Here is a 20938-nt window from a genome sequence, read left to right as displayed (position 1 = left end):
GTTACTTATTGGGATAAGTCCCTCACCATTTCGGCGATGCGGGAGATTCCTTTTTTAATATCCTCTTCTCCCATTGCGTAAGAAAGTCTTACTGCATTATCGTCTCCGAACGCTATCCCCGGCACTGCGGCGACCTTGTATTTTTCCAGTAACAACGCGCAAAAAACCTTACTCTTGCTCTCTTCTTCGGAGGAGGATAGCAGCTTTTTGAATCCTTGAGTTTCGTAAACCTTGGTTAGATACGGAAATACGTAAAACGCTCCTTGCGGAACATTCACTTCCACTCCGGGAATCGCTCGAAGGAGGCCGATAATTAAGTCCCTACGTTTTTGAAAAGCCTTTGCCATTTCGTCTACGCAGCTTTGGTCGCTTATCAATGCAGCTTCCGCCGCCGCTTGAGAAATGGAAGAAGGATTTGAAGTGGATTGGCTCTGGATCGTATCCATATTCCGAACGATTTCAACCGGGCCGGCTCCGTATCCGATTCTCCATCCTGTCATAGAATAGGCTTTCGAGACTCCGTTTGCCACAAAGGTTAACTCTTTCAATTCGGGAGATAACATCGCGATATTCGTAAACTCGAACCCGTCAAACACGATTCTTTCATAAATATCGTCGCTCAGCACGAGAAGTTTGTGTTTAAGAATCACTTCCCCGAGGGCTTCCAACTCCTTTCGGGAATACGCGGATCCGGTCGGATTGGAAGGAGAATTCAAAATAACGACCTTGGTCTTAGGAGTAATCGCTTGTTCTAACTGCGTAGGACTGATTCTAAATTCTTGCTCCTTACTAGTAGGAATAATAATCGGATTTCCTTCGGCGAGACGCACGATATCTGCATAACTTACCCAGTAAGGAGCGGGAATGATAACCTCGTCGCCGACATTTAACGTGGCCAGAAAGAAATTATAGATAACCTGCTTTCCACCTGTTCCGACGATAATCTGGTTTTTAGTATAATCTAAACCGTTGTCTCGCTTGAATTTCGTAATAATAGCGTCTTTGAGTTCGACCGTGCCGGAAACCGCGGTATATCGGGTCATTCCCTTATCGATGGCTTTCTTAGCGGCTTCGCGTATATGAGCCGGGGTCTCGAAATCGGGTTCCCCAGCTCCGAAACTTACGATATCTTCCCCTTTTTTTTTCAATTCCGCCGCTTTAGCGGAAATAGCCAAGGTCGGAGAGGGCTCGATTACATCTAGCCTTCGCGCATTCCAATCCATTTCTTCCTCTCTTTTCATTCCAAGCAGCATGTCTCTATCCGGAACCTAATATCGCCTAGTTTTAAGCTCCGACCTTTTCTTCCTGCTGAGCTTCGCGGAATTGGTCGAGCGTATAAATTTCGTATTCGTATCCTTGTTCTGTAAGAAAGAGCTGTCGATTCTGACCGAATCTTTCTTCGTTCGTATCTCTCGAAATGAGAGAATAGAACACCGCAGTGTTGTCCTCGCCTTTCGGTCTTAAGATACGACCTAAACGTTGCGCCTCTTCTTGACGAGATCCGAACGTTCCCGAAACTTGAATCGCAATATTCGCATCCGGCAAGTCGATGGAAAAGTTCGCGACCTTACTTACGACTAGAGACTTGATTCTCCCCGACCGGAATGCGTCATACAATTCTTGGCGTTCTCCTAGCGGAGTTTTACCCGTAATCAGCGGAATCTTAAACGCCTTCGAGATCTCTTCTAGTTGATTGATGTACTGCCCGATCACCAACAAATGCGATTCGGAATGTTTTTTCATTATCAAATCGATCGCTTTCATTTTTTCCGGATTCTCGGAGGCTAATCGGAATTTTTCACGGTCGTCGGCGATGGAATAGCGCATTCTCAAATCGTCATCCATGGAAACGCGTATTTCGCGACATTTCGCTTCTGCGATCCAGGATTTGCTTTCCAGTTCCTTCCAAGGAACGTCGTACTTTTTCGGACCGATGAGGCTGAACACATCCTCTTCCAGTCCGTCTTCCCGGACTAAAGTAGCCGTCAATCCAAGCCTGCGTTTGGCCTGCAATTCGGAAGTCATACGGAAAACGGGCGCGGGAAGCAAATGCACCTCGTCATAAACGATCAAACCCCAATTATTCGCGCTGAATAAATGAAAGTGAGTAAAATCGCCGCCCTTCTTCTTTCTATGAGTGAGGATATTATAAGTCGCGATCGTGATCGGTTTAATTTCCTTTACTTCACCCGAATACTCGCCTATATCGGATTCGGGAATATCGGTTTTATCCAAAATCTCGTTCTTCCATTGGCGAATAGAGAGAGTGTTCGTAACTAGAATCAGCGTTTCCGCCCCGACGATTTGCATGACTCCGATTCCTACGATCGTCTTACCGGCGCCGCAGGGCAACACGACAACTCCCGAACCGCCCTCGTTACCGCCACCCGCATGAAAAACCTCTACGGAGGCTCGCTGATAGTCGCGCATTCCGAATTTTCTTCCGGATTTTGTGGTCGGTTTTAGGTTGAAACCGTACTTGTTTCCCTCGTCGTAACCGGCTAAATCCTCCACTGGGAAACCGATTTTAATCAAAGCCTGTTTAATATGGCCTCTAAACTCTTTTTTAATATAGATTTTGTCGGCGATCGTACTCTCTATATAGGGTTGAACGGCTCTATGATTGGAGATTTCCTGTAGAAACCCTTTCTCATTGGAGATGATGCAAAGATCCCCGTTTTCTTCTTTAACCAGTTTAACCTTGCCATAACGGCCGATCTGTTCCCGAATTTCATTGATTACGTTTTTTGGAACCGAATATCTAGAGTATTGCTCTAGACACTGGACGATCTCATCCGCCGTCATTTTGATCGAAGCGGCGTTCCAGAGTGAAAGCGGTGAAATCCGATAGGTGTGCAGATACTCCGGGCTTTTTTCGAGTTCCGCAAATTTGGAAACGACCGTTTGACAGACTTCGAATTCGGGATTATCGACCTCGAGCAGCATTGTCTTGTCGCTTTGTACTATTAATGGTTTACTCATTTGGATGCGGAATCTCCCTCTAACTTAGACTGAAAATGACCCCTCCTATGTCAAGAAGAAAGCCTATATATGCAAGAATCACGTTGCTTTGACGATAATCCTAAACTCTCCCGACAGTTCCGAATAGCCTTTTAGCTCGATTAATCCTTGACCGGAGAGCAACGCATTTCCAGGGCCGCTACAAGGTTCGATTGCAATGGATTTTCGATCGTCCGGAGTGTAAATTTGGTAATAATTTAGCGGAATGTCTCCTTCCTCCCCCGGTGGGCTCAGAACCGTAATCGAGTATTTTTCCTTGCGATTTTCTAATATGATTCTGGGATCCTTCCCGTAAAAAAGATGATCTAACGCAAGGATTCTGCCGTCCGTAATGGACTCGACGGGGTTGGAAACGATCGGACTGTACGGAAGCAGATGTTCATCCAATTCCAAATTCTTATCTAGATGAAGATCGATTTTCCAGTCCTCCTCTTCCCCTTCCAAACGGAAGTACGGATGATATCCGTACACGAAGCGAAAGGAATTTCCTTTAAGATTGTGAAATTTAGTCCGGACGGTCAGCAGGGTTCCGACATTGACTTCTTGCAAAATGTATTCTTCTCGAATCGCAATCGAGGCGGCCGGACTTTCTTCCCAGTTTTCCGGTATAAGAATGCGAAATTCGGCACCTTTTCCGTCCGATCGAACCTTCAAAGCTTTCCTCGGCAACGAATGAACGAAACCGTGAATTAAATATCCATTTTGATCCTTTACAATTCCGGAAAGTTCCGTTCTCTTTCCGCCTAGCATTAATTCCGAAGAGGCATGGCGATTTACCCATGGAAACATCAAAAAGCTTCCCCCGCCGAAGGGGGCCAACTCCGTTTTCCAAGGAGCAAGAATTTCAATCTGTTTAGAAGTCTTTGGATGGACCCAATTCCAGGACAACCAATGTGTGCCGTCCGTGACAAACTTAGAACTCTCTGTTCGAAATTCGAGCATCGCGGAAGGAGGTTGGGAAAAACTCGCAATAGGGAAACAAAAAAACGGGTTTACTACTATTTTTTGCGAAGTTCCTAGATTTGGAAAGGAATTGATGATACTGTCTTGTCTTTCAGAATGGGTATCTTGAGGTTCGCAATGACCACAGTTAGAGTCCTTTTAAAAATTTCTTTGATTCTTAGCACGATCTTTTCCTTTACATGCATCTCTCTTCCGAATCCGCGACAATTGATCCCGGTCGAAAAAACTGTCTCCGGTCGAGATAAGGATAAGATTCTCGTTATACCGATCGAAGGAATCATTTCCGACAATTCGAGAGAAGGCTCTTTCCTGTCCGGTGAAAAGGATTCGGTCCTGGCCGCAGTCAAACTCCAACTCCATTATGCAATGGAGGACGGTAACGTAAAGGCCGTGATCCTAAAAATCAATTCCCCAGGAGGAACGGTTACTGCCAGCGATATTATCTACCGGGAAGTTCTAGAATTTAAGAAAAAGAAACGAATTCCGGTGCTGGCGTTATTTATGGATACTGCTGCGTCCGGAGCCTATTATATTTCCATGTCTAGCGATTATCTAATGGCCCATCCAACCACGGTGACAGGCTCGATCGGAGTCATAATGCAGGGAATCAACGTCAAGGAAGGTCTGGATAAAATAGGAATAAAAGATCAGTCGATCCGCTCCGGCGAAAATAAAGCCGTCGGCTCGCCTCTGGAAGAATTGACCCCAGAGCAAAGGAAACTTTTACAAAGCGTCGTGGATAATCTTTTCGACCGTTTCTTTGACGTGGTTAAAATCGGTAGGCCAAAGGTGAAGGAATCCGATCTAAAGAAATTAGCCGACGGAAGAATCTTCACGGCACCTCAGGCGATCCGCCACGGCTTGATAGATAGTATCGGCTACTTTGAAGATGCCGTGGCCGCGGCAACTCGCCTTCCCGGTTACGTAATGAGTCCCGGAAATACCAATCCCCGGGTCGTATTTTATTCCTACGCTAAGGAAAAGCCCGAGACGGTGTATCATATCCAAGGAGTTTCTCCGGAGAATCCGACCCTGTTAGAAAGAGTCGGATTTGGAGTCAGTAAGGTCCGTTTTTTATATCTGTTTGCCCCTTGAGGGAATTGCGGTAAAGCCTAAAGCATGCTATTTAATTCACTCCCTTATCTTGCTCTCTTTTCGATAACTTTTTTACTATATTGGTCCTTTCCACAAAAATGGAAAAAATACCTTCTTTTAGTATCCTCCTTACTTTTCTATTTCTATTCCGGTCTAGCGTTTTCGATTCATTTTCTAACCGTCATCGGCGTGAATTTTTTCTTTTCCCTAAAGCTCTGGGAAAAGAAATCCGCAGGCTTACCGACGACGCAGCTTTTGACTTGGATTATCGTATTAAACTTTTTGAATCTTGCTTTCTTTAAGTATTTTTACTTTGTATTGGACACGCTGGATTTAGTCGGAGGAGGCCATTCTTTTTCCGATTTCGGAAAAGGAATCAATATCCCTCTTCCATTAGCGATCAGCTTTTACACTTTCCAACTGATCGCATTGCAGGTGGATATTCATAGAGATCATGTGCCCGAGCGTATTAGCTCTCTCGACTATTTTCTATTTATTCTATTCTTTCCCCAATTAATCGCCGGTCCGATCATGAGGACCACTGATTTTCTTCCTAAACTGGACAAGCCCTGGATCGATTTCGATCGAATTAAGTGGGGCGTTTTCTTAATCCTATCCGGGTTATTCAAGAAAGTGGTGATAGCGGATAATATTTCAGGTATCGTTAATCCGATTTATGCTCATCCTGCGGAATATAATGCGAGCTCGCTTTATCTGGTTCTATTCGCGTTCGCGAGCCAGGTTTATTGCGATTTCAGCGGATATACCGATATCGCCCGAGGCTCTGCCTTCTTACTCGGCTATGATATTCCCGAAAACTTCCGGGGTCCCTTTCTCTCCCCTTCCTTTCGCGAGTTTTGGGGAAGATGGCATGTTACATTATCAACATGGTTAAAAGATTATTTATATATTCCGTTAGGCGGAAGCCGCGGCGGAGTTTGGCGAACCCAATTGAACTCCCTCTTGACCATGACCTTAGGAGGGCTTTGGCACGGTGCTAATTTCGGATATTTATTTTGGGGAGCTTATTTAGGACTTCTCTTAGGAATCGAAAGACTTGTTTCCCCGGAGAACCCCAAGACAGCCGTGGAACCGAAAGGATTCCATCGTTTCTGGAGGGTTGTCCTCACGATGCACCTTTTCTCCCTTTCCGGAATATTCTTTCGATCGGCGGCCATGGGAAAGGATTCCCTGAGATTGACCGGAGAGTACTTCGTCGGTTTCGGGAATTTGTTATCAGGAAAACGAATTGCCCGCTGGGAAGAATTACTATTTTTCATTTTACTTGCGTTTTTATGGAATGCGGTACAGTACTATCCGGCAATTCGGGATAAAATTCGATCCCAGTTCACCTGGCTTTTACCCGTTTTCTCCTTCGTAATTCTTCTTTTAATGGGAATCTTCGGGGACGGGGGCGGAGACTTTATCTACTTCCAATTCTAATGATATTCGGTTTGCGCTCATAGAGCGCCTTTTCGAGTATGTATACGATCGCAACGGTAGTTTAGAAAATTACCGAGTAATCTTAATGTATTCGTGACAAAGAAGAGTAAGTACGATGAAAATCTTCCGATTTCTATCCGGTATACCCGTTCTTATTCTACTTGCAGCTTGCTTTCCACCGGCCTGGATCCGGGAACTACCTTCCGACAAACAAACCGCAAGCGACGTTATACTTTCAGGAACATATTCAAAGAGGCTCCCAGGTCTTTCCCCTTTGACGTCCTTGACCTACATAGAGAAACATTCGGAATCTATCGAATTTTCAGAAAAGGATAAAACATTTCGAAAAACCTACATACGAGAGATTGAGGATGGAAATAAATTTCGTCGTATTCGGATAGATGGAAAAGGAACGTTCGAAACCAGGGGAAATTGGGTGCTTCTGACGACTTCCAGCATCGAAACCGAGGAAAATACCGGAGAAAGAGGAAAACCTTTGCAGTCCTCTGGAGTGTCTAACGTATCGTCCGAGTATAGAATGCTCTATCATTACGACAGGGAAAGTGAGACGATAATTCCGATGCTTTACGAAACAGGCTACAAAGAAAAGCCTTTTGGAGTCGCAGAAGGAATCCGGACTCCTTACGCGGAAGACGAGGCTTTCCGAATTTCTCGAAGAAACTATTCCAAAAAGGAATACCAAAATCACGCGTATTTTAAAAATAAATGAGAACAGCGTATACGATCAAGCAATATTTTAAGGGAGCCTGGAGGATCATTCTAGTTCTAAATTTTTCCCTGTTAGCTTGCTTTATCGTAGGATTCTCATATTATAATTTTCTTGTTCAACCGCCCGTATTGATTCTCGCGGCTGCGGCATTCACTTTATTTCTAAATTACGTCGCCTTCGCGTTATACTTAACGGAAAGAATCCTACCCGAAGAACAGGAATACGGAAAAATCATTAAGCGGTTCCGACGCGGCGATAGCCGTATGCAAAATTATGTTTTTCCTTTGGACTTCAAGGATGAACATTATGAAGTTCTCGGGCGTTGCCTCACCTATAATCCTATCGGAGGAGATTTCTATAATTTCTTGAAGGATAAATCCGGAAACTATTGGTTCGGAATCGGTGACACCTCCGGACACGGCTATGTAGCGGGCCTATTTAGTATGATGGTGATGAATCAAATGTCGCACCTAGTGCATACATGTACCAAACCGGAAGAAGTGATTCATGAAATTAATCTACACCTGGAAGAAAGAACGAAGACCTTTCCGACGATTCACCGGAGTATTTACGCCACGTTTCTTCTAATGAGGGCCGATTGCGACGGTAATTTTTTACAATCGGGAATACATCCTAGTTCCGTGCTCTTTCGGAAAGAGGATCATTCTACCGAAATCCTGGACACCGATGGATTCTTCCTCTCCACCGTCATGAATCCCCCGCTCAACAGGGAAAAGCCGTCCAAAAGTTTTCGGATGGCGTCGGGAGACGTCCTATTCAGTTTCACCGACGGTCTCTTTGAGCAGAAAAGCCGAATGAAAAACAGCTTTTACGGAGAGAATTTGTACAAGTTTTTAGAAACTGCACCGAAAGAAAATCTTAGAAAATTAATCGATACTCTGTTCGAAGAAATCGCCCTATACGGAGGTGGTCGTATTCAGGACGATATGAGTATTTTAGCGATTCGCAAGCTTTAGAACTTTCCGAAAGAATATATTTCTCGGTTGAAATACTGGAGAATTCCCGCAGAATATCCTTGTGAGTCATATCGAATGGACAGCTAGGTTGGTTACGATCCTGGCCTGGAATGAACGGGATGTTCGTAAAATCCTGAGAACGGTCACCGACACTTCCCTCGTTACCGGGCTAACGGAACAAGAAATCGTCGATTTCATTCAGTATGGTTTCGACGATGAAATTTCCGAACTTAAGGAAACGTACGATTGGACTAGATTTAAGGGCCAGCTCGTGGGTAAACTTTCTAAAAGAAATCTCGAACCTCCCGGCTTATCGGTCTTACATCCGGACTTATTGGAAGAGGAATATTGACCTAACAGGGATGTTATCTATGGGAAATCGGATAGTACATCGCTGACCGCCTTCGCACTACCCGAACCGTTCTTGCCTTACGTTGCGGCCAAATGATTCACGTCGAAGGAATAAATTATCACTTTTTTCTTTGTGACTCCGATTCGGTTGCCAGAGTTAAAACGAAAATTTCTCCTTTTTACGATTTTCCGGTAATTGAGATCGAAGAATTACCGTATCTCTATTCTCAACCCGCTATAATTCCTTCCTTTTTATACGAAATCGACTATGCAAGAAGAACGTACCAAAGTCGACCCATGCGCAGCCCATCCTACCTTTCTTACCAAAACGGAAGGCTTTGGAAAGAGGACGGAAAGTTCCCTAAGGGAGCGAGAGAGCTCAGCGATGGGAATCTATTTTTGATAGACTCGAATCCGTACAAAACCAAAGGAAATCCACCGATTACCATTCTAAGAGCGCCAGGACAAGCGACTCAGATAGGCGTCAAACGGACTGCGGATACGTTTCACCTCTTTAGACAAAACAGAACAAGAATGAACTCCACTCGTTACTTATCGCTCCGAGATATAGTGAATCCTGAACTGGATGAAAATGAGGTTTCAAGAAAAATCGAAACCCTATATTTCGACCCCGAGAGTAAAAGCTATCTATTTCGATTGGTAAAAATTCTATATGCAGGCTCGCCCGCCGAGGAGCAAACGATCGTTTCCAACTTATTCGCACACGAGCCCGAATTCGCGGCCTTTTTACGGGATAGAATTTTCTCGATAGAAATTCTTCCGTTGATCCACGGTCCTTTTTTAAACTCGATTCTTAATTCGCTCGATGAACGAATTCTAAAATTTTCGATTCCCGGTCTTTCTCTTCCGGTGCGAAATATGGTCGAAAGAAACGTTTCTAAAAATAGATGGAAACAAATCTTGGACGGTCCATCCAAACAACCTAATTTAGGGGAATCTTTCGAAGAAGTGGTGGAAAAAGAAATTTTCAGAAGGTTTTCGAGAAAAATATATTATGAAGAAGGAATATTTCATATTTATTGGGAGCAAGTGGAAGAGAGTCAAATAGAACTCGGCAATCGCCAGGAAATTCGATTTTCGAGTATCCCTTCCGATAAATACAATTTCAATCGAGAAGGGGAAGGTCTGAAACTATATTCCGTTACCGGCGATAAGGTATTATTCCAAACCGATAAAAACCTGGAAATTCTCCGTTTCGATATACTCATCTCGAAGCGCGAAAAAGATTCTTATGAAATGTTCAGAATCCCCCAAGGGGGAATCGTGGATATTCCGAGGTATGATCAAACAAAACTCGTAGTCGGAGCTGGAATTGCAAACGACCGAAAGCCTTTCGAGTTTTCTCTATTGTCCTATAACTACTAGTAATAAAAGAAGAACCGGAAAAGGAAGTTCTCCGGCTTTTTGCGCGCTTAATTACCGGTTAAAATTCGCTTCACGGATTCTTTCCAGATACGAATTTCCTTCTCTCTCTGTGCATTTCCCATTTTTGGGGTAAATTCCTTACTGGTTTTCTGTTTTTTCTTTAGGTCTGCAACGCCAGTGTAGAATCCTCTTTCTAATCCGGCAAGATATGCCGCGCCTAAAACTGTCGTATCCAAATTCGAAGGGCGAACGATTCTTTTTCCTAGAATATCGGACTGGTATTGCATGAGCCAATTATTGGCAGTAGCTCCCCCGTCAACTTTAAGAATCTTCAGCTTGGAGCCCGTATCGTTTTCCATAGCTTCCACAAGTTCATAAGACTGTAAAGCGATGGATTTCAGCGCCGCTCGCGTTATCTGTTCCTGGGTCGTATCACGGGTAAGACCCAAAATGGCTCCCCTAGCATTCATATCCCAATACGGAGCTCCCAGACCCGAAAACGCCGGAACGAAAACAACCTCGTCCTCTTTCGTAACCGAAGCGGCCAACTTCTCCGAAACCTTGGATTCCTTAAAGAATCTGAGATTGTCTCTTAGATATTGAATGACAGCTCCTCCGATAAAAATAGAGCCTTCTAAACAATACACCGTTTTGCCTTCCGGGCCGCAGGCTAGGGTCGTAATCAGGTTGTTCTTTGAAATCTGTAATTTATTTCCCGTATTGAAAAGGAGAAAGCATCCCGTACCGTACGTGTTCTTGGCCTCTCCGGGTTCCGTACATAATTGTCCGAAAAGTGCTCCTTGCTGGTCTCCTACGAGCGAAGAAATAGGAATCCCGTCCGGTAGGCCCTTGACTCCTTCGGTTCTACCGAACAAATTACTGGAATTATGCGTTTCAGGAAGAATGGCCTCCGGGATATCTAAGATTTTCAGGAGTTCCTTATCCCATTCCTTCTTTTCGATATTGAAAATTAACGTTCGACTCGCATTCGTATGATCCGTTTTATGCGACTTTCCGTTAGTCAATCGATACAACAGATATGTATCGATGGTTCCGAAAAGTATCTTGCCCTTCTCCGCCTTGGCCCGTACGCCTTTCCCATTGTCCAAGATCCAGCGTATTTTCGTTCCGCTAAAATACGCGTCCACAACGAGTCCGGTTTTTCTTCGGAAAGTAGGTTCCAGGCCTTCCTTTTTTAAATTAGTACAAAAATCCGCGGTCCGGCGGCATTGCCAAACGATGGCATTGTATACGGGAGCGCCGGAATCCTTTTCGAACAAAACCGTGGTTTCCCGTTGATTTGTAATTCCGATCGCGATCGCATCTTCCGGGCGAAGCTTTCCGTTGCGAATCGCCTTTACGACCAACTTTTCCGTCTTTGCCCAAATCTCTTCGGGGTCATGTTCGACCCAACCAGGTTTCGGAAAATATTGTTTAAATTCCGAATAAGCGCTGGAAATAACGGCTCCGGATCGATTGAAGCAAAACGTACGAATTCCGGTGGTACCCGCATCGATACCTATGATATACTCACTCATGAGCTCCTCCGCTATATGCAAAAAACAAGATAAAGATCCTAGACTTGAATCTCTAAGCCTTCCCTTGCCATAATGATTTCCAACTGATTGTCGGGATCGAACATTTCTTTATATTTAATCGCGCGCAAATAGACCGCGTCCAGTTTTTCGTCGTCATAAGAGGGGTCGTGATGGAACATGACCAACTTTTTAACGTTGGCGCGAAGAGCGATATCCGTCGCCATCGAGGCGGTGCTATGACCCCAATCGATTTTCTGTAAGGATTCTTCGAACGTATATTGAGTATCGAAAACGAGAACATCAGCGCCGCGGAAGTAATTTAGGTAATCGTCGATGTTCTCCATCTCATCCAAATTAAACTCGGCATCCGAAGCGAAAATAAGAGACTTGCCGTCTTCTTCGAACCGATACGAATAGCTTCCGCCCGGATGACGAACCGCTTTCGAAATGGCAGTGACGGAATCGGTGGCTCGAAAAGCTCTTCCTTCGGGAACATGGCGATAGGTTTTTCCCGCCTGAAATCCGTCGAATGGAACCGGAAAGTGAGTGAACGCGTGCTGGTATCTCAGTCTTTCTTCTAAATTTTCTACGGAACTTACGAACTCGAACTTATTGCCGGGCGTATAGAGAGGTACGAAAAACGGAATTCCTTGGATATGATCCCAATGGGTATGAGTGAAAATCCAGACTGCGGAACCTTTTCCTTGCAAATATCCCTCTTGCAGGATAGAATTTCCCAATTCGCGGAGGCCAGTACCGCCGTCGATAATGATAAGACGATCCTCCTTATCGCGAATTTCGATACAGGTAGTGTTACCGCCGTACGTACTCCAATTCGATAAAGCCAAGGAATCTAAAAAATCCTCGATCGCCTCCGGACTTTGAAGATCCGACGGTGAAGCCAGGCTCAGAATTTTCAGAATCTTCGCCCGGATTAAATCGCCTTTTACGGGGGAAGAGATGGAGCCCCGAACTCCCCAAAATTTAATTCGCATCTCAATTCAATTTATCGGTCAAAATACTAGACTTGGTCATTCGGAAAACGCCCACTCAATTTTTCCTCACTGGATGAATTTTCCAGCTATTTCTTGTTTTTATCCGCTAAGAATTGGCCAATTTTCAGGGGAAAAAAGAGTTTACCTCCCCTTTGCCACAATTTATGCTCAATGATCGGATTCCCTCCCCGTGCAACCTTTCGAAATTTCTGATTTTCGAGACGGTTCGGATGCATTAGCAACTCGAGGACGGTCATATAAATAGAAAAATCGGAGCCGTTTCCATTGGAAGGTTTTCAAACAGATGTGTCCATAGAGGACGGAATATGCATCGTAAAGATCCAGGGTAACGTTAGTTTGAAGAACGCTTTCGCGTTAAAAGAACTGATCATCAAACAATTTGATGAAGGCAGCAAGGAAATCATCATAGACTTTGAAGGCGATGTTTATCTGGACTCATCCGGCATCGGTGCTATTTTTAATACGCAGAAATATGTGACGGAACGCCAAGGCAGTCTTAAATTGAGAAATTTAAGCAGAGACGTGATGACGATTCTTAGAATCGCCAATCTGGACAAACATCTAGATATTATTCCTTAGCGATCATGCTGGAAATCGTCCGAATTTACACTCATAGCTCGCTTCGAAATTTCACCTACTTAATTCGGCAACCTGACACGGAAGAGACTCTCTGTCTAGACCCGTTTGATTCTTCGCAAGTCAGCGCCGTGTTAAAGGAAAAGAATTGGTCTCTCGAATACATCGTCAATACTCATGAACATTGGGACCATACGGCCGGAAACGAAGGGCTGGTTCAAGAATTCAAATCGATCGTCTTGACTCATCCCCAGGGGATGGAAACTGTTCCCTCGGCAAGTCGCTCTCTTCATTCCGGAGAACGGATTCTTTCCGATCGAGAAGGAAATTCCTATTTGGAAGTTTTGGATACTCCGGGACATACCTTCGCCCATATTTGCCTAGTTCAGATTGAAAATAAGGTTCCAGTCGGCGTATTTACCGGGGATACTATCTTTAATTGCGGCGTGGGAAATTGTAAGAATGGAGGAGATCCGTCTACGCTCTACCAAACGGTCTCCCGGATATTTTATCAGTTTCCCGACGGAGTGAAACTCTACCCGGGTCACGATTACTTTCAGAATAATCTAAAATTCAGTCTAGCCGTCGATCCCGCGAACTCGGCCGCGCATGCTGCTTTGAAAAAAGTGAATTCCCTGAAATCCGATGCGGAATTCTGGACTACGAACTTCGCGGAAGAACGAACCTTCAATCCTTTTTTCCTCTGTTCCAAACCGTCTGCATCGCTTTTATCCGGTATTCGAAACAAATCGGCTCAACCGAATTTACCCGAGGATGAACGTACTCTTTTTCTGACTTTGAGATCCCTTCGAGATAAGTGGTAGAGTCTAAAATACGATTCCCTTTTTTGCTCGCCAATCTTCTCACTCTAAATGCAGAACGTATTCGGAGGAAAACGGATTGGATGGAAGTCTTCCGTTTCCCGTCTCAGCATGAAAAAATATGATATTCTCGTAATCGGTTCGGGCGGTGGAACAAAGTTAATCACTCCACCCTCAAAATTAGGATATAAAGTCGCAATTTTAGAAAAGGATCGATTAGGCGGAACCTGTTTGAACCGGGGTTGCATTCCTTCCAAAATGCTTATCCATCCTGCCGAGATTCTCGCTCAAGCCTCGGACGCAAACCGCTTTCAATTGGAAATTCCCGGCCCCTTTAGCGTGGATTTCAAAACCTTAGTGGAACGGATTTCCGGAACCGTCGATGCGGATTCGGATAGTATTCTCCCCGCCTATGAAAAAAATCCGAACATCGACTTCTACTCTTACGAAGGTCGCTTCCTAGAGGACAGGGTCGTGAAAGTAAACGACCAACTCTTGACTGCCGACCGAATTTTCATCGCTGCGGGATGCAGACCGGTTATTCCGGATATTCCCGGCCTTGCAGGAACGCCGTATATGACCAGTCGGGAAGCCCTGCGAAGAACGGATCTTCCCAAGCGTCTCCTAGTGTTAGGAGGCGGATATATCGGCCTTGAATTAGGATTTGCTTATGCGTCCTTCGGATCCAAAACCACGTTCCTTGTCAGAAATAGGATGCTTTCCCAGGAGGATCAAAGCATAATCGAAGGCTTTGAAAAAGCGTTCTCAAAAAAACACGATGTTCGCTTAAAGACAATTGTTAAGACTGTAGAGTATCGAGCGGGAATTTTTCGCCTATCTTGCGAGCGGGAAGGTCGAAGTTTCGAGATGGAAGGAGACGCTCTATTAGTCGCGACCGGTATCCGACCGAATTCCGATTGGCTCGATCTGCATAACACGAATATTCAAACCGACGAGCGCGGATATATCAAAACGAACGAGTTTCTTGAAACTACCGCGGACGGAGTCTATGCGCTTGGCGATATCATCGGGAAATATTTTTTCCGTCATTCGGTGAATTTCGAAGGAGAGGCCTTATTTCAATCTTTGTACGTGGATAAAAAGCGTATTCCGATCGAATATCCTCCTGTTCCCCATGCGGTATTTACCCATCCTCAAGTGGCGGCCGTCGGCAAGACCGAACAAAAACTCATCTCGGAAGGAGCCGATTATATTTCCGCAATCAATCCGTACTCTGCCAGCGCGATGGGCATGGCGCGATTATCGGAAGATTCGTTCGTGAAAATTTTAGTAGACCGGAAGACAAGAAAACTTTTAGGAGCTCATGTTTTAGGAGACGAGGCTTCCAACCTAGCGCATTTATTCGTACTCTTAATGACGATGAACGGGACTCTAGATGACTTGCTGAAAATGATTTATATTCATCCTGCTCTTCCGGAAATTGCGAGAAATGCGGCAAGGAAGGCCAGAGAAATTCTAAGCGTTCCGTAATTTGAGTTACCAAAGGATTGCGTTAAACCAGCGTCTTTCAGGATGCTTACAAAGGAGTCGATTTCCTTCAGAATGAAGAAAGCATTAGAGATTGAAAATTTAGTCAAAACGTATTCCGGAGGCGTGCAGGCCTTAAAGGGAATTCATTTAACGGTCGAAGAGGGAGAATTCTTTGCGCTATTAGGACCGAACGGTGCAGGCAAGTCCACCACCATCGGAATATTAAGTTCGTTGGTGAATAAAACTTCGGGAAAAGTAAAAATCTACGAGGCCGATATCGATACCGATCTTACCCTTGCAAAATCGTTTATAGGCGTAGTTCCCCAGGAATTTAATTTTAATATCTTCGAGAAAGTCGAACAGATCGTGATCAACCAAGGCGGATATTACGGTTTGGAAAAATCGGTCGCGACCGAAAGAGCATACGAATATTTAAAACAGTTAGGACTTTATGATAAGCGAAAAGAAACCGCCGGACGTCTATCGGGTGGAATGAAACGTCGACTAATGATCGCGAGGGCTCTGGTGCATAACCCCAAGATCCTAATTCTGGACGAACCCACAGCGGGAGTGGATATAGAATTTAGAAGATCTCTTTGGGAATTTCTCATCAAATTGAACGAATCCGGAATTACGATCATTCTTACCACGCACTATTTGGAAGAGGCGGAAACTCTCTGCCGTAAAATTGCAATCATCGACAAAGGGCTTATCGTCGAGAACACCACAATGAAGGAACTGATCGTACAATTGGACACGGAAACTTTCATCTTGGATTTAAAGGAAGCGGTTCCGATTCCGTCGGCCCTTAACGGTTTTGCCTTACGTAAAGTGGATAATTTAACTCTCGAGGTCGATATCAGCAAGAGCCATTCTCTCAACGATTTATTCCGCTTATTGGACAGAGAAGGAATTCAAATCACTAGCATGAGAAATAAATCCAATAGACTAGAAGAATTATTCCTAAAACTAGTGGAGAAGAAACTTTGAACTTCAGGGAAAAATTTAACGCATTTTCGACGATAGTCCGGAAGGAAACCGTTAGAATTCTAAGGATCTGGGTTCAAACGCTAATTCCGCCCGGAATCACGATCTCCTTATATTTTTTGATCTTTGGCAAACTCATAGGATCTCAAATCGGCGATGTAGGCGGACATACTTATATCCAATTCATCGTTCCCGGATTAGTGATGATGTCCGTAATTTTGAACGCATACAATAACGTAGTGTCCTCGTTCTTTGGCGCTAAATTCGGAAAAAATATCGAAGAGCTCCTTGTTTCTCCGACGCCGGCGTATCTCATCGTATTAGGGTATTCCATCGGAGGAGTGATTCGCGGAATTTTAGTCGGCGTCATCGTGACCGCCGTCTCGCTCTTTTTTACGGAGTTACGACTTTACAGCCCCTGGATCGTAATCATAACGGTAGCGCTTTCCGCGTTGATGTTCTCTATGGGCGGATTTTTAAACGCATTGTATGCCAAAAAGTTCGATGACGTGACCATCATCCCGACTTTCATTCTAACACCCTTGACTTATCTAGGCGGCGTTTTCTATTCGATTCGGATGCTCCCGGAAGCTTGGCAGATCGTATCTAAATTAAACCCGATTCTCTATATGGTAAACGCTTTCCGATACGGATTCCTTGGCGTCAGTGATATAGATCCCGGATTGGCGATCGGACTTTTAGCGATAGGAACTATATTACTTTACTCCCTTTCGGTTTTTCTACTCAGCCGAGGAATCGGAACGAGGACCTAGGCGGTTATGGTAGATTCGGTCGAAGAAATTGAATTCATACTCCGCAGCACCTTTTCACCATCGGTCCTCGAAGTGGAAGATTTCTCGGCGGAACACGCGGGTCACGGCGGAAATCCGGAAGGGCTTGCGAGAGGAACCCATATTCGCATCAAAATCGTTTCGGAATCGTTTCGAGAAAAGAGTCTCCTGGCTCAACACCGAGAAATATATTCCGTTTTAAATCCCATTCTTCAATCGAAAGGAATCCATGCATTGGAGCTAAAGACTGCGGCCCCTTAGGAAAAAAGGTTGTCCGCGTTCGCTTTTGTCGGACGCTATCCTTAACAAAAGATTTTCAACCGCCGATCGGTAAAAGTCTAACAGTAAGAACAATGACAATCGAAGAAATTCGCGATAAAATCCAGACCGGTCTCCCGGGATCATCCGTAGAAATCCTGGACCCGTACCGAGACGGAGTGCATATCAAGGCAATTGTGAAATATCCCGGGTTCGAAGGTAAATCTATGATAGAACAGCATCGAATGGTATATGCGACTCTACAGGAAGAACTCAAAGAAGAAGTGCATGCACTTGCGATAGAAACGAAAATTTCATAGATTTCTTTTCACAATAAACTAAGAGGAATTAAAATGGACCAAATACTCAAAGAAAAAATCCAAGGACTAATCGATTCTAAGCGGATCTTCCTGTTTATGAAAGGAACTCCCGAGGCTCCGATGTGCGGCTTTTCCGCAGGAGTGACGAATGTTCTGCGCAGCTTAGGAGTCGATTTCGGATCTTTCAATGTTCTTTCCGACCAAAGCGTTAGGGAAGGTATTAAGGAATTTGCAAATTGGCCGACGATCCCGCAATTATATATCGAGGGAGAATTCATCGGTGGTCACGATATCGTCGTGGAACTTTCGCGTAACGGAGAATTGCAAAAGAAAATAGGAATTCCCGCCTAATGATGAAGCTCTACCAGTTCCTAACCTGCCCTTATTGCGCGTACGTGAGAGACGAATTCTCTAAACTCGGTTTGGAAGTTGGAAAGGATTTTGAACTGGTAGAGGCCAGTCGAGGAACCGCCGGACGAGAGGAAGTCGTGCAATTGGGAGGTTTAAGTCAGGTTCCTTTTTTAGTCGATGGGGATATCAAAATGTACGAATCCAGAGATATCGTCGATTACGTCCGTAGTAAGCCGAAAATCTCAAAAGCCCAACAGATTTAGGATCTTATTTCCTACGTCTCGGTTCTTGCCCCGGTACGGAAAATTATGAATATATAATACCGGGTTAAAGTTCAATTCTAGAACTCTGTAGTCGCCTTCCCGTTCCAAATTCTGAACGATAATATCGACCCCGCAAATTTTAGCTTTCACAGCTGCGGCCGCATCCACTGCGATTTTCTTATAGGCCGGATGAGTAGAATCCGTAACGTCGATGGAATCTCCTCCGGTACTGATATTGGAATTCCGTCGTAAATAAACCGTTTCCCCCGGCTGCGGAATCGTAGTTGGGGCTTTCCCCTGTTCCGCCAATACGTTTAGTTCAATTTCTTCCAGGCGAATCTTTTCCAGAGGGGTAACATGACCGATCCCTCGTCGGGGGTCTTGATTTTTTTCGATCAATAACTCTTGGACACTCCGAATTCCGTCACCGACGACATTCGCAGGAACTCGATTGCATACGGCGACACACTCTGCCCCGACGACTAAAAATCGATATTCCTGACCTTCGGCGAATTCCTCGATGATCGCAGTTTCGGCGAAAGACAGGGCAGTTTCCAGGGCTTTTTCTACGATTGATTCGGGCGATTGCGGAGGTAAAATCGTGATTCCGATTCCGAAATTCGTAGTCACCGGTTTCACTACCATTCGTTTTCCGGAATTCAATTTATAATAATCGATACCATCTTCTTTCTTTAGAACGCTTGTTCCGATCGGTACACGAATTCCCTTTTCGGCCAGCACCAGCTTTGTTACCGTCTTATTTTCCATGACCAGAAAGGTCATATACGAATCCAAATCGGTTTTCGAGGCTTCCTTAACTAGACGCGTCACGCCCTTCCCGGAAATTCGAAGAAAATGACTGGCCCGATCTAGGACTTCAACAGTCAAACCGCGATTCAGTGCATCTCTTATAATGATCTGCGTGGAAATTTCCAGATCTGCAAAGTCTTTTAGAATAAATTCTTCGGGATCTAATTTCCGGCCCGGTTCTAGTTGGATCTTCAATGGTTGCATATTTTCGGCGTGGGATGCTTCCGGACTTTTTCAGTTTCCTCAATTTTATCCCTCTCCCAAACGGATCGATGAACTTCTTTTTCGAAGGAATTCCATTTACCCGGCGTTAGCTCCATTTGAGATTGATTTCGGTAGTTTTCCTTGGCTAAATGAATTCCCAAATCCGAGAATTCCCAATTCTCTTCCAATAATCTGTTTAAGAACCGACCGGATGGAGTTTTTCCAGGATCATCCCACTTAGCGAGCATGGCATACAGGGTTTCTCGATAAAACGTTCTTCCGGAGTGGCGATCTAACTCCTCGGCGATCGGAAAAAGAGAATTGGTAAAGTCCTTGCCCTCCTGCACGAAATCGATTTCGGAATTCGATTCTCCTAAAATCTTTAAACCCGGCTTTCGACCTTCCCAGATGACTCGTTTCGTATTTTCACGAATTCTTTCTTTTTCGGAATCTAGTATGGCCTGACTCGGACGTAAAATCCCGTCTAGGAGAATCATTTGAATATAAGCCAAGCTCGGTTTACTGACTCCTGTCGGTGATTCGGGTTCCAGGTCCAAACATCGTATCTCGATATACTGAATTCCTCGATTTTGTAGCGCTTCCAACGGACGTTCCTGATTTTTCGGAATTTGCTTGGGTCGTATCGGGGAATAGAATTCGTTTTCGATTTGAAGATAATTCGGATTTAATTGATTCGGAGGACCTCCGAAACTTTCATACCCAGAATAAGGAGTGTTAACCGAGTAGCACATTCCATCGATATATTCCTGTAGAGAATTGTAATTAATCGGCAATCCATCCTGGACCTTACTCGTATATCCGATTTCGCTCATTCGCAATGAAGTGGCGTAAGGTGCGAAATAAGTACGCAATTTATGCTTCGAAAAAGGAAAGTCGACCGGAACGGGAAGAAACGTTTCATCGAACGCAGGAGTCGCTCCGGTTAAATAAAGTACGAAATGAACTTTCCGAAAAAAATTACGGATGACGGAAAGATACATTTCGGAAATTTCTTCTTTACTAAATTTAGAGATTTCCTTTTCGAAAATTTGCCTCAAAAAGAGGTTCGAAAAGGAAAAATTATAATGAACCCCCGAAATTGTCTGCATCCTTCTCCCGTATCGATGGCCGAGTCCGTTCCGATAAATCGTTTTCCATTCGCCCGAGAATGAGGCGCCGTACTGTCCTAAAGGGATATCCTTTTCTTCTTTGGGAAGAATCGGGGGCATGCTGAACGGCCAAATCCATTCGTTTTGAAGATGGCGGGAAGTAAAAATATGAAGATCCTGGAGTTCTCTCACGATCGCCTCGATTCTGGGTCTTGCGTTCGTAGCAAACTCCAACTGAGGTTCCGAAAAATCCGTTTTAATATAATGATTTGTCAGGCTTGAGCCTAATTCCTTCGGATGCGGAGTCGTGGCAATCCGTCCATCCGAAAAGATTCGCATACTTTCCTTTTCCAATCCATGCTTCGCTTTGACGGCATGTCGCAAATTGGGGCATACTAAACTCGGCGCATTTCGTTTCATGCAATCTTCCTAATTAT

Annotated in this window: 22 protein-coding genes; 15 read left to right on the top strand and 7 right to left on the bottom strand. The window is 44.6% G+C overall.

The annotated features are described in order from the left end of the window. Positions 1 to 5: 5 nt before the first annotated feature. From LEP1GSC047_RS08815 to LEP1GSC047_RS08805, 3 genes are all read right to left on the bottom strand, one after another. Positions 6 to 1223, bottom strand: a complete 1218-nt coding sequence (locus LEP1GSC047_RS08815) for a pyridoxal phosphate-dependent aminotransferase (RefSeq protein ID WP_039934531.1) — start codon at positions 1221 to 1223, stop codon at positions 6 to 8. 61 nt (positions 1224 to 1284) lie between these two features. Next, on the bottom strand, positions 1285 to 2982 hold the full coding sequence (locus LEP1GSC047_RS08810; RefSeq protein WP_039934496.1) for a DNA repair helicase XPB: 1698 nt from the start codon (positions 2980 to 2982) through the stop codon (positions 1285 to 1287). A gap of 78 nt (positions 2983 to 3060) precedes the next feature. After that, positions 3061 to 3963 carry an aldose 1-epimerase gene (locus tag LEP1GSC047_RS08805; RefSeq protein ID WP_039934494.1) on the bottom strand — a complete coding sequence of 301 codons (903 nt, stop codon included), beginning with the start codon at positions 3961 to 3963 and terminating at the stop codon, positions 3061 to 3063. 138 nt (positions 3964 to 4101) lie between these two features. Here LEP1GSC047_RS08805 and sppA point away from each other — a divergent pair, with 138 nt between their 5' ends. The 6 genes from sppA (at position 4102) to LEP1GSC047_RS08775 (ending at position 9966) form a co-directional block, all read left to right on the top strand. Beyond that, positions 4102 to 5079: a signal peptide peptidase SppA gene (sppA, locus tag LEP1GSC047_RS08800; RefSeq protein ID WP_010419814.1), complete on the top strand. Its 978-nt coding sequence runs from the start codon at positions 4102 to 4104 to the stop codon at positions 5077 to 5079. 24 nt (positions 5080 to 5103) lie between these two features. Further along, positions 5104 to 6522, top strand: coding sequence for an MBOAT family O-acyltransferase (locus tag LEP1GSC047_RS08795; protein WP_010419816.1), 1419 nt, complete (start codon positions 5104 to 5106; stop codon positions 6520 to 6522). Positions 6523 to 6637: 115 nt separating this feature from the next. Continuing rightward, positions 6638 to 7252 carry a hypothetical protein gene (locus LEP1GSC047_RS08790; RefSeq protein ID WP_010419818.1) on the top strand — a complete coding sequence of 205 codons (615 nt, stop codon included), beginning with the start codon at positions 6638 to 6640 and terminating at the stop codon, positions 7250 to 7252. Beyond that, complete coding sequence (locus LEP1GSC047_RS08785) at positions 7249 to 8229, top strand: PP2C family protein-serine/threonine phosphatase (protein WP_010419821.1); 981 nt, start codon at positions 7249 to 7251, stop codon at positions 8227 to 8229. Before LEP1GSC047_RS08790 ends, LEP1GSC047_RS08785 begins: the two co-directional genes overlap by 4 nt. A 61-nt stretch (positions 8230 to 8290) precedes the next feature. Further along, positions 8291 to 8581 (top strand): hypothetical protein, encoded by a 291-nt coding sequence (locus tag LEP1GSC047_RS08780; protein WP_039934492.1) that lies wholly within the window; start codon positions 8291 to 8293, stop codon positions 8579 to 8581. A 92-nt stretch (positions 8582 to 8673) separates the two neighbouring features. Continuing rightward, positions 8674 to 9966 (top strand): hypothetical protein, encoded by a 1293-nt coding sequence (locus LEP1GSC047_RS08775; RefSeq protein ID WP_010419827.1) that lies wholly within the window; start codon positions 8674 to 8676, stop codon positions 9964 to 9966. Between the two features lie 47 nt (positions 9967 to 10013). Here LEP1GSC047_RS08775 and glpK read toward each other — a convergent pair whose 3' ends face one another. Further along, positions 10014 to 11504 carry a glycerol kinase GlpK gene (glpK, locus tag LEP1GSC047_RS08770; protein WP_010419830.1) on the bottom strand — a complete coding sequence of 497 codons (1491 nt, stop codon included), beginning with the start codon at positions 11502 to 11504 and terminating at the stop codon, positions 10014 to 10016. 38 nt (positions 11505 to 11542) lie between these two features. Then, on the bottom strand, positions 11543 to 12499 hold the full coding sequence (locus LEP1GSC047_RS08765; RefSeq protein ID WP_010419832.1) for an MBL fold metallo-hydrolase: 957 nt from the start codon (positions 12497 to 12499) through the stop codon (positions 11543 to 11545). Between the two features lie 285 nt (positions 12500 to 12784). Here LEP1GSC047_RS08765 and LEP1GSC047_RS08760 point away from each other — a divergent pair, with 285 nt between their 5' ends. The 9 genes from LEP1GSC047_RS08760 to LEP1GSC047_RS08720 all read left to right on the top strand — a co-directional run bounded on the left by LEP1GSC047_RS08760 (position 12785) and on the right by LEP1GSC047_RS08720 (position 18378). Then, the gene (locus tag LEP1GSC047_RS08760; RefSeq protein WP_010419834.1) at positions 12785 to 13099 is read left to right on the top strand and encodes an STAS domain-containing protein; all 315 of its coding nucleotides are present in this window, start codon (positions 12785 to 12787) and stop codon (positions 13097 to 13099) included. A 5-nt stretch (positions 13100 to 13104) separates the two neighbouring features. Continuing rightward, positions 13105 to 13920, top strand: coding sequence for a hydroxyacylglutathione hydrolase family protein (locus LEP1GSC047_RS08755; protein ID WP_010419837.1), 816 nt, complete (start codon positions 13105 to 13107; stop codon positions 13918 to 13920). Positions 13921 to 14028: 108 nt separating this feature from the next. Continuing rightward, on the top strand, positions 14029 to 15408 hold the full coding sequence (locus tag LEP1GSC047_RS08750; RefSeq protein WP_039934526.1) for a dihydrolipoyl dehydrogenase: 1380 nt from the start codon (positions 14029 to 14031) through the stop codon (positions 15406 to 15408). Positions 15409 to 15480: 72 nt separating this feature from the next. Further along, positions 15481 to 16398 carry an ABC transporter ATP-binding protein gene (locus tag LEP1GSC047_RS08745; RefSeq protein ID WP_010419842.1) on the top strand — a complete coding sequence of 306 codons (918 nt, stop codon included), beginning with the start codon at positions 15481 to 15483 and terminating at the stop codon, positions 16396 to 16398. Continuing rightward, positions 16395 to 17168 (top strand): ABC transporter permease, encoded by a 774-nt coding sequence (locus LEP1GSC047_RS08740; RefSeq protein WP_010419845.1) that lies wholly within the window; start codon positions 16395 to 16397, stop codon positions 17166 to 17168. The genes LEP1GSC047_RS08745 and LEP1GSC047_RS08740 overlap by 4 nt, the downstream gene beginning before the upstream one ends. Positions 17169 to 17174: 6 nt before the next feature. Then, positions 17175 to 17447 carry a BolA family protein gene (locus LEP1GSC047_RS08735; protein WP_010419848.1) on the top strand — a complete coding sequence of 91 codons (273 nt, stop codon included), beginning with the start codon at positions 17175 to 17177 and terminating at the stop codon, positions 17445 to 17447. Between the two features lie 92 nt (positions 17448 to 17539). Next, positions 17540 to 17764: a BolA/IbaG family iron-sulfur metabolism protein gene (locus LEP1GSC047_RS08730; protein WP_010419851.1), complete on the top strand. Its 225-nt coding sequence runs from the start codon at positions 17540 to 17542 to the stop codon at positions 17762 to 17764. Positions 17765 to 17797: 33 nt separating this feature from the next. Continuing rightward, positions 17798 to 18115 (top strand): Grx4 family monothiol glutaredoxin, encoded by a 318-nt coding sequence (gene grxD, locus LEP1GSC047_RS08725; protein WP_010419854.1) that lies wholly within the window; start codon positions 17798 to 17800, stop codon positions 18113 to 18115. A 2-nt stretch (positions 18116 to 18117) separates the two neighbouring features. Beyond that, the gene (locus LEP1GSC047_RS08720; protein ID WP_039934488.1) at positions 18118 to 18378 is read left to right on the top strand and encodes a glutathione S-transferase N-terminal domain-containing protein; all 261 of its coding nucleotides are present in this window, start codon (positions 18118 to 18120) and stop codon (positions 18376 to 18378) included. Here LEP1GSC047_RS08720 and gshAB read toward each other — a convergent pair. Beyond that, positions 18358 to 19392: a bifunctional glutamate--cysteine ligase GshA/glutathione synthetase GshB gene (gene gshAB, locus LEP1GSC047_RS08715; protein ID WP_039934487.1), complete on the bottom strand. Its 1035-nt coding sequence runs from the start codon at positions 19390 to 19392 to the stop codon at positions 18358 to 18360. The genes LEP1GSC047_RS08720 and gshAB overlap by 21 nt on opposite strands. Beyond that, on the bottom strand, positions 19380 to 20921 hold the full coding sequence (gshA, locus tag LEP1GSC047_RS08710) for a glutamate--cysteine ligase (RefSeq protein ID WP_010419864.1): 1542 nt from the start codon (positions 20919 to 20921) through the stop codon (positions 19380 to 19382). The genes gshAB and gshA overlap by 13 nt, the downstream gene beginning before the upstream one ends. Positions 20922 to 20938 lie beyond the last annotated feature (17 nt).

This window comes from Leptospira inadai serovar Lyme str. 10, assembly GCF_000243675.2.
GTDB classification, from domain to species: Bacteria; Spirochaetota; Leptospiria; order Leptospirales; family Leptospiraceae; genus Leptospira_B; species Leptospira_B inadai.
This window is presented reverse-complemented; position numbering and strand designations above follow the sequence as displayed.

Coding starts and splice junctions, on each gene's coding strand:
- LEP1GSC047_RS08755 (WP_010419837.1), top strand. CDS start 13,105: ATGCTGGAAATCGTCCGAATTTACACTCATAGCTCGCTTCGAAATTTC.
- LEP1GSC047_RS08775 (WP_010419827.1), top strand. CDS start 8,674: ATGATTCACGTCGAAGGAATAAATTATCACTTTTTTCTTTGTGACTCC.
- LEP1GSC047_RS08720 (WP_039934488.1), top strand. CDS start 18,118: ATGAAGCTCTACCAGTTCCTAACCTGCCCTTATTGCGCGTACGTGAGA.
- LEP1GSC047_RS08785 (WP_010419821.1), top strand. CDS start 7,249: ATGAGAACAGCGTATACGATCAAGCAATATTTTAAGGGAGCCTGGAGG.
- LEP1GSC047_RS08805 (WP_039934494.1), bottom strand. CDS start 3,963: ATGCTCGAATTTCGAACAGAGAGTTCTAAGTTTGTCACGGACGGCACA.
- LEP1GSC047_RS08795 (WP_010419816.1), top strand. CDS start 5,104: ATGCTATTTAATTCACTCCCTTATCTTGCTCTCTTTTCGATAACTTTT.
- LEP1GSC047_RS08745 (WP_010419842.1), top strand. CDS start 15,481: ATGAAGAAAGCATTAGAGATTGAAAATTTAGTCAAAACGTATTCCGGA.
- LEP1GSC047_RS08735 (WP_010419848.1), top strand. CDS start 17,175: ATGGTAGATTCGGTCGAAGAAATTGAATTCATACTCCGCAGCACCTTT.
- LEP1GSC047_RS08765 (WP_010419832.1), bottom strand. CDS start 12,499: ATGCGAATTAAATTTTGGGGAGTTCGGGGCTCCATCTCTTCCCCCGTA.
- LEP1GSC047_RS08815 (WP_039934531.1), bottom strand. CDS start 1,223: ATGGATTGGAATGCGCGAAGGCTAGATGTAATCGAGCCCTCTCCGACC.
- LEP1GSC047_RS08790 (WP_010419818.1), top strand. CDS start 6,638: ATGAAAATCTTCCGATTTCTATCCGGTATACCCGTTCTTATTCTACTT.
- grxD (WP_010419854.1), top strand. CDS start 17,798: ATGGACCAAATACTCAAAGAAAAAATCCAAGGACTAATCGATTCTAAG.
- gshA (WP_010419864.1), bottom strand. CDS start 20,921: ATGAAACGAAATGCGCCGAGTTTAGTATGCCCCAATTTGCGACATGCC.
- gshAB (WP_039934487.1), bottom strand. CDS start 19,392: ATGCAACCATTGAAGATCCAACTAGAACCGGGCCGGAAATTAGATCCC.
- sppA (WP_010419814.1), top strand. CDS start 4,102: ATGACCACAGTTAGAGTCCTTTTAAAAATTTCTTTGATTCTTAGCACG.
- LEP1GSC047_RS08730 (WP_010419851.1), top strand. CDS start 17,540: ATGACAATCGAAGAAATTCGCGATAAAATCCAGACCGGTCTCCCGGGA.
- LEP1GSC047_RS08810 (WP_039934496.1), bottom strand. CDS start 2,982: ATGAGTAAACCATTAATAGTACAAAGCGACAAGACAATGCTGCTCGAG.
- glpK (WP_010419830.1), bottom strand. CDS start 11,504: ATGAGTGAGTATATCATAGGTATCGATGCGGGTACCACCGGAATTCGT.
- LEP1GSC047_RS08750 (WP_039934526.1), top strand. CDS start 14,029: ATGAAAAAATATGATATTCTCGTAATCGGTTCGGGCGGTGGAACAAAG.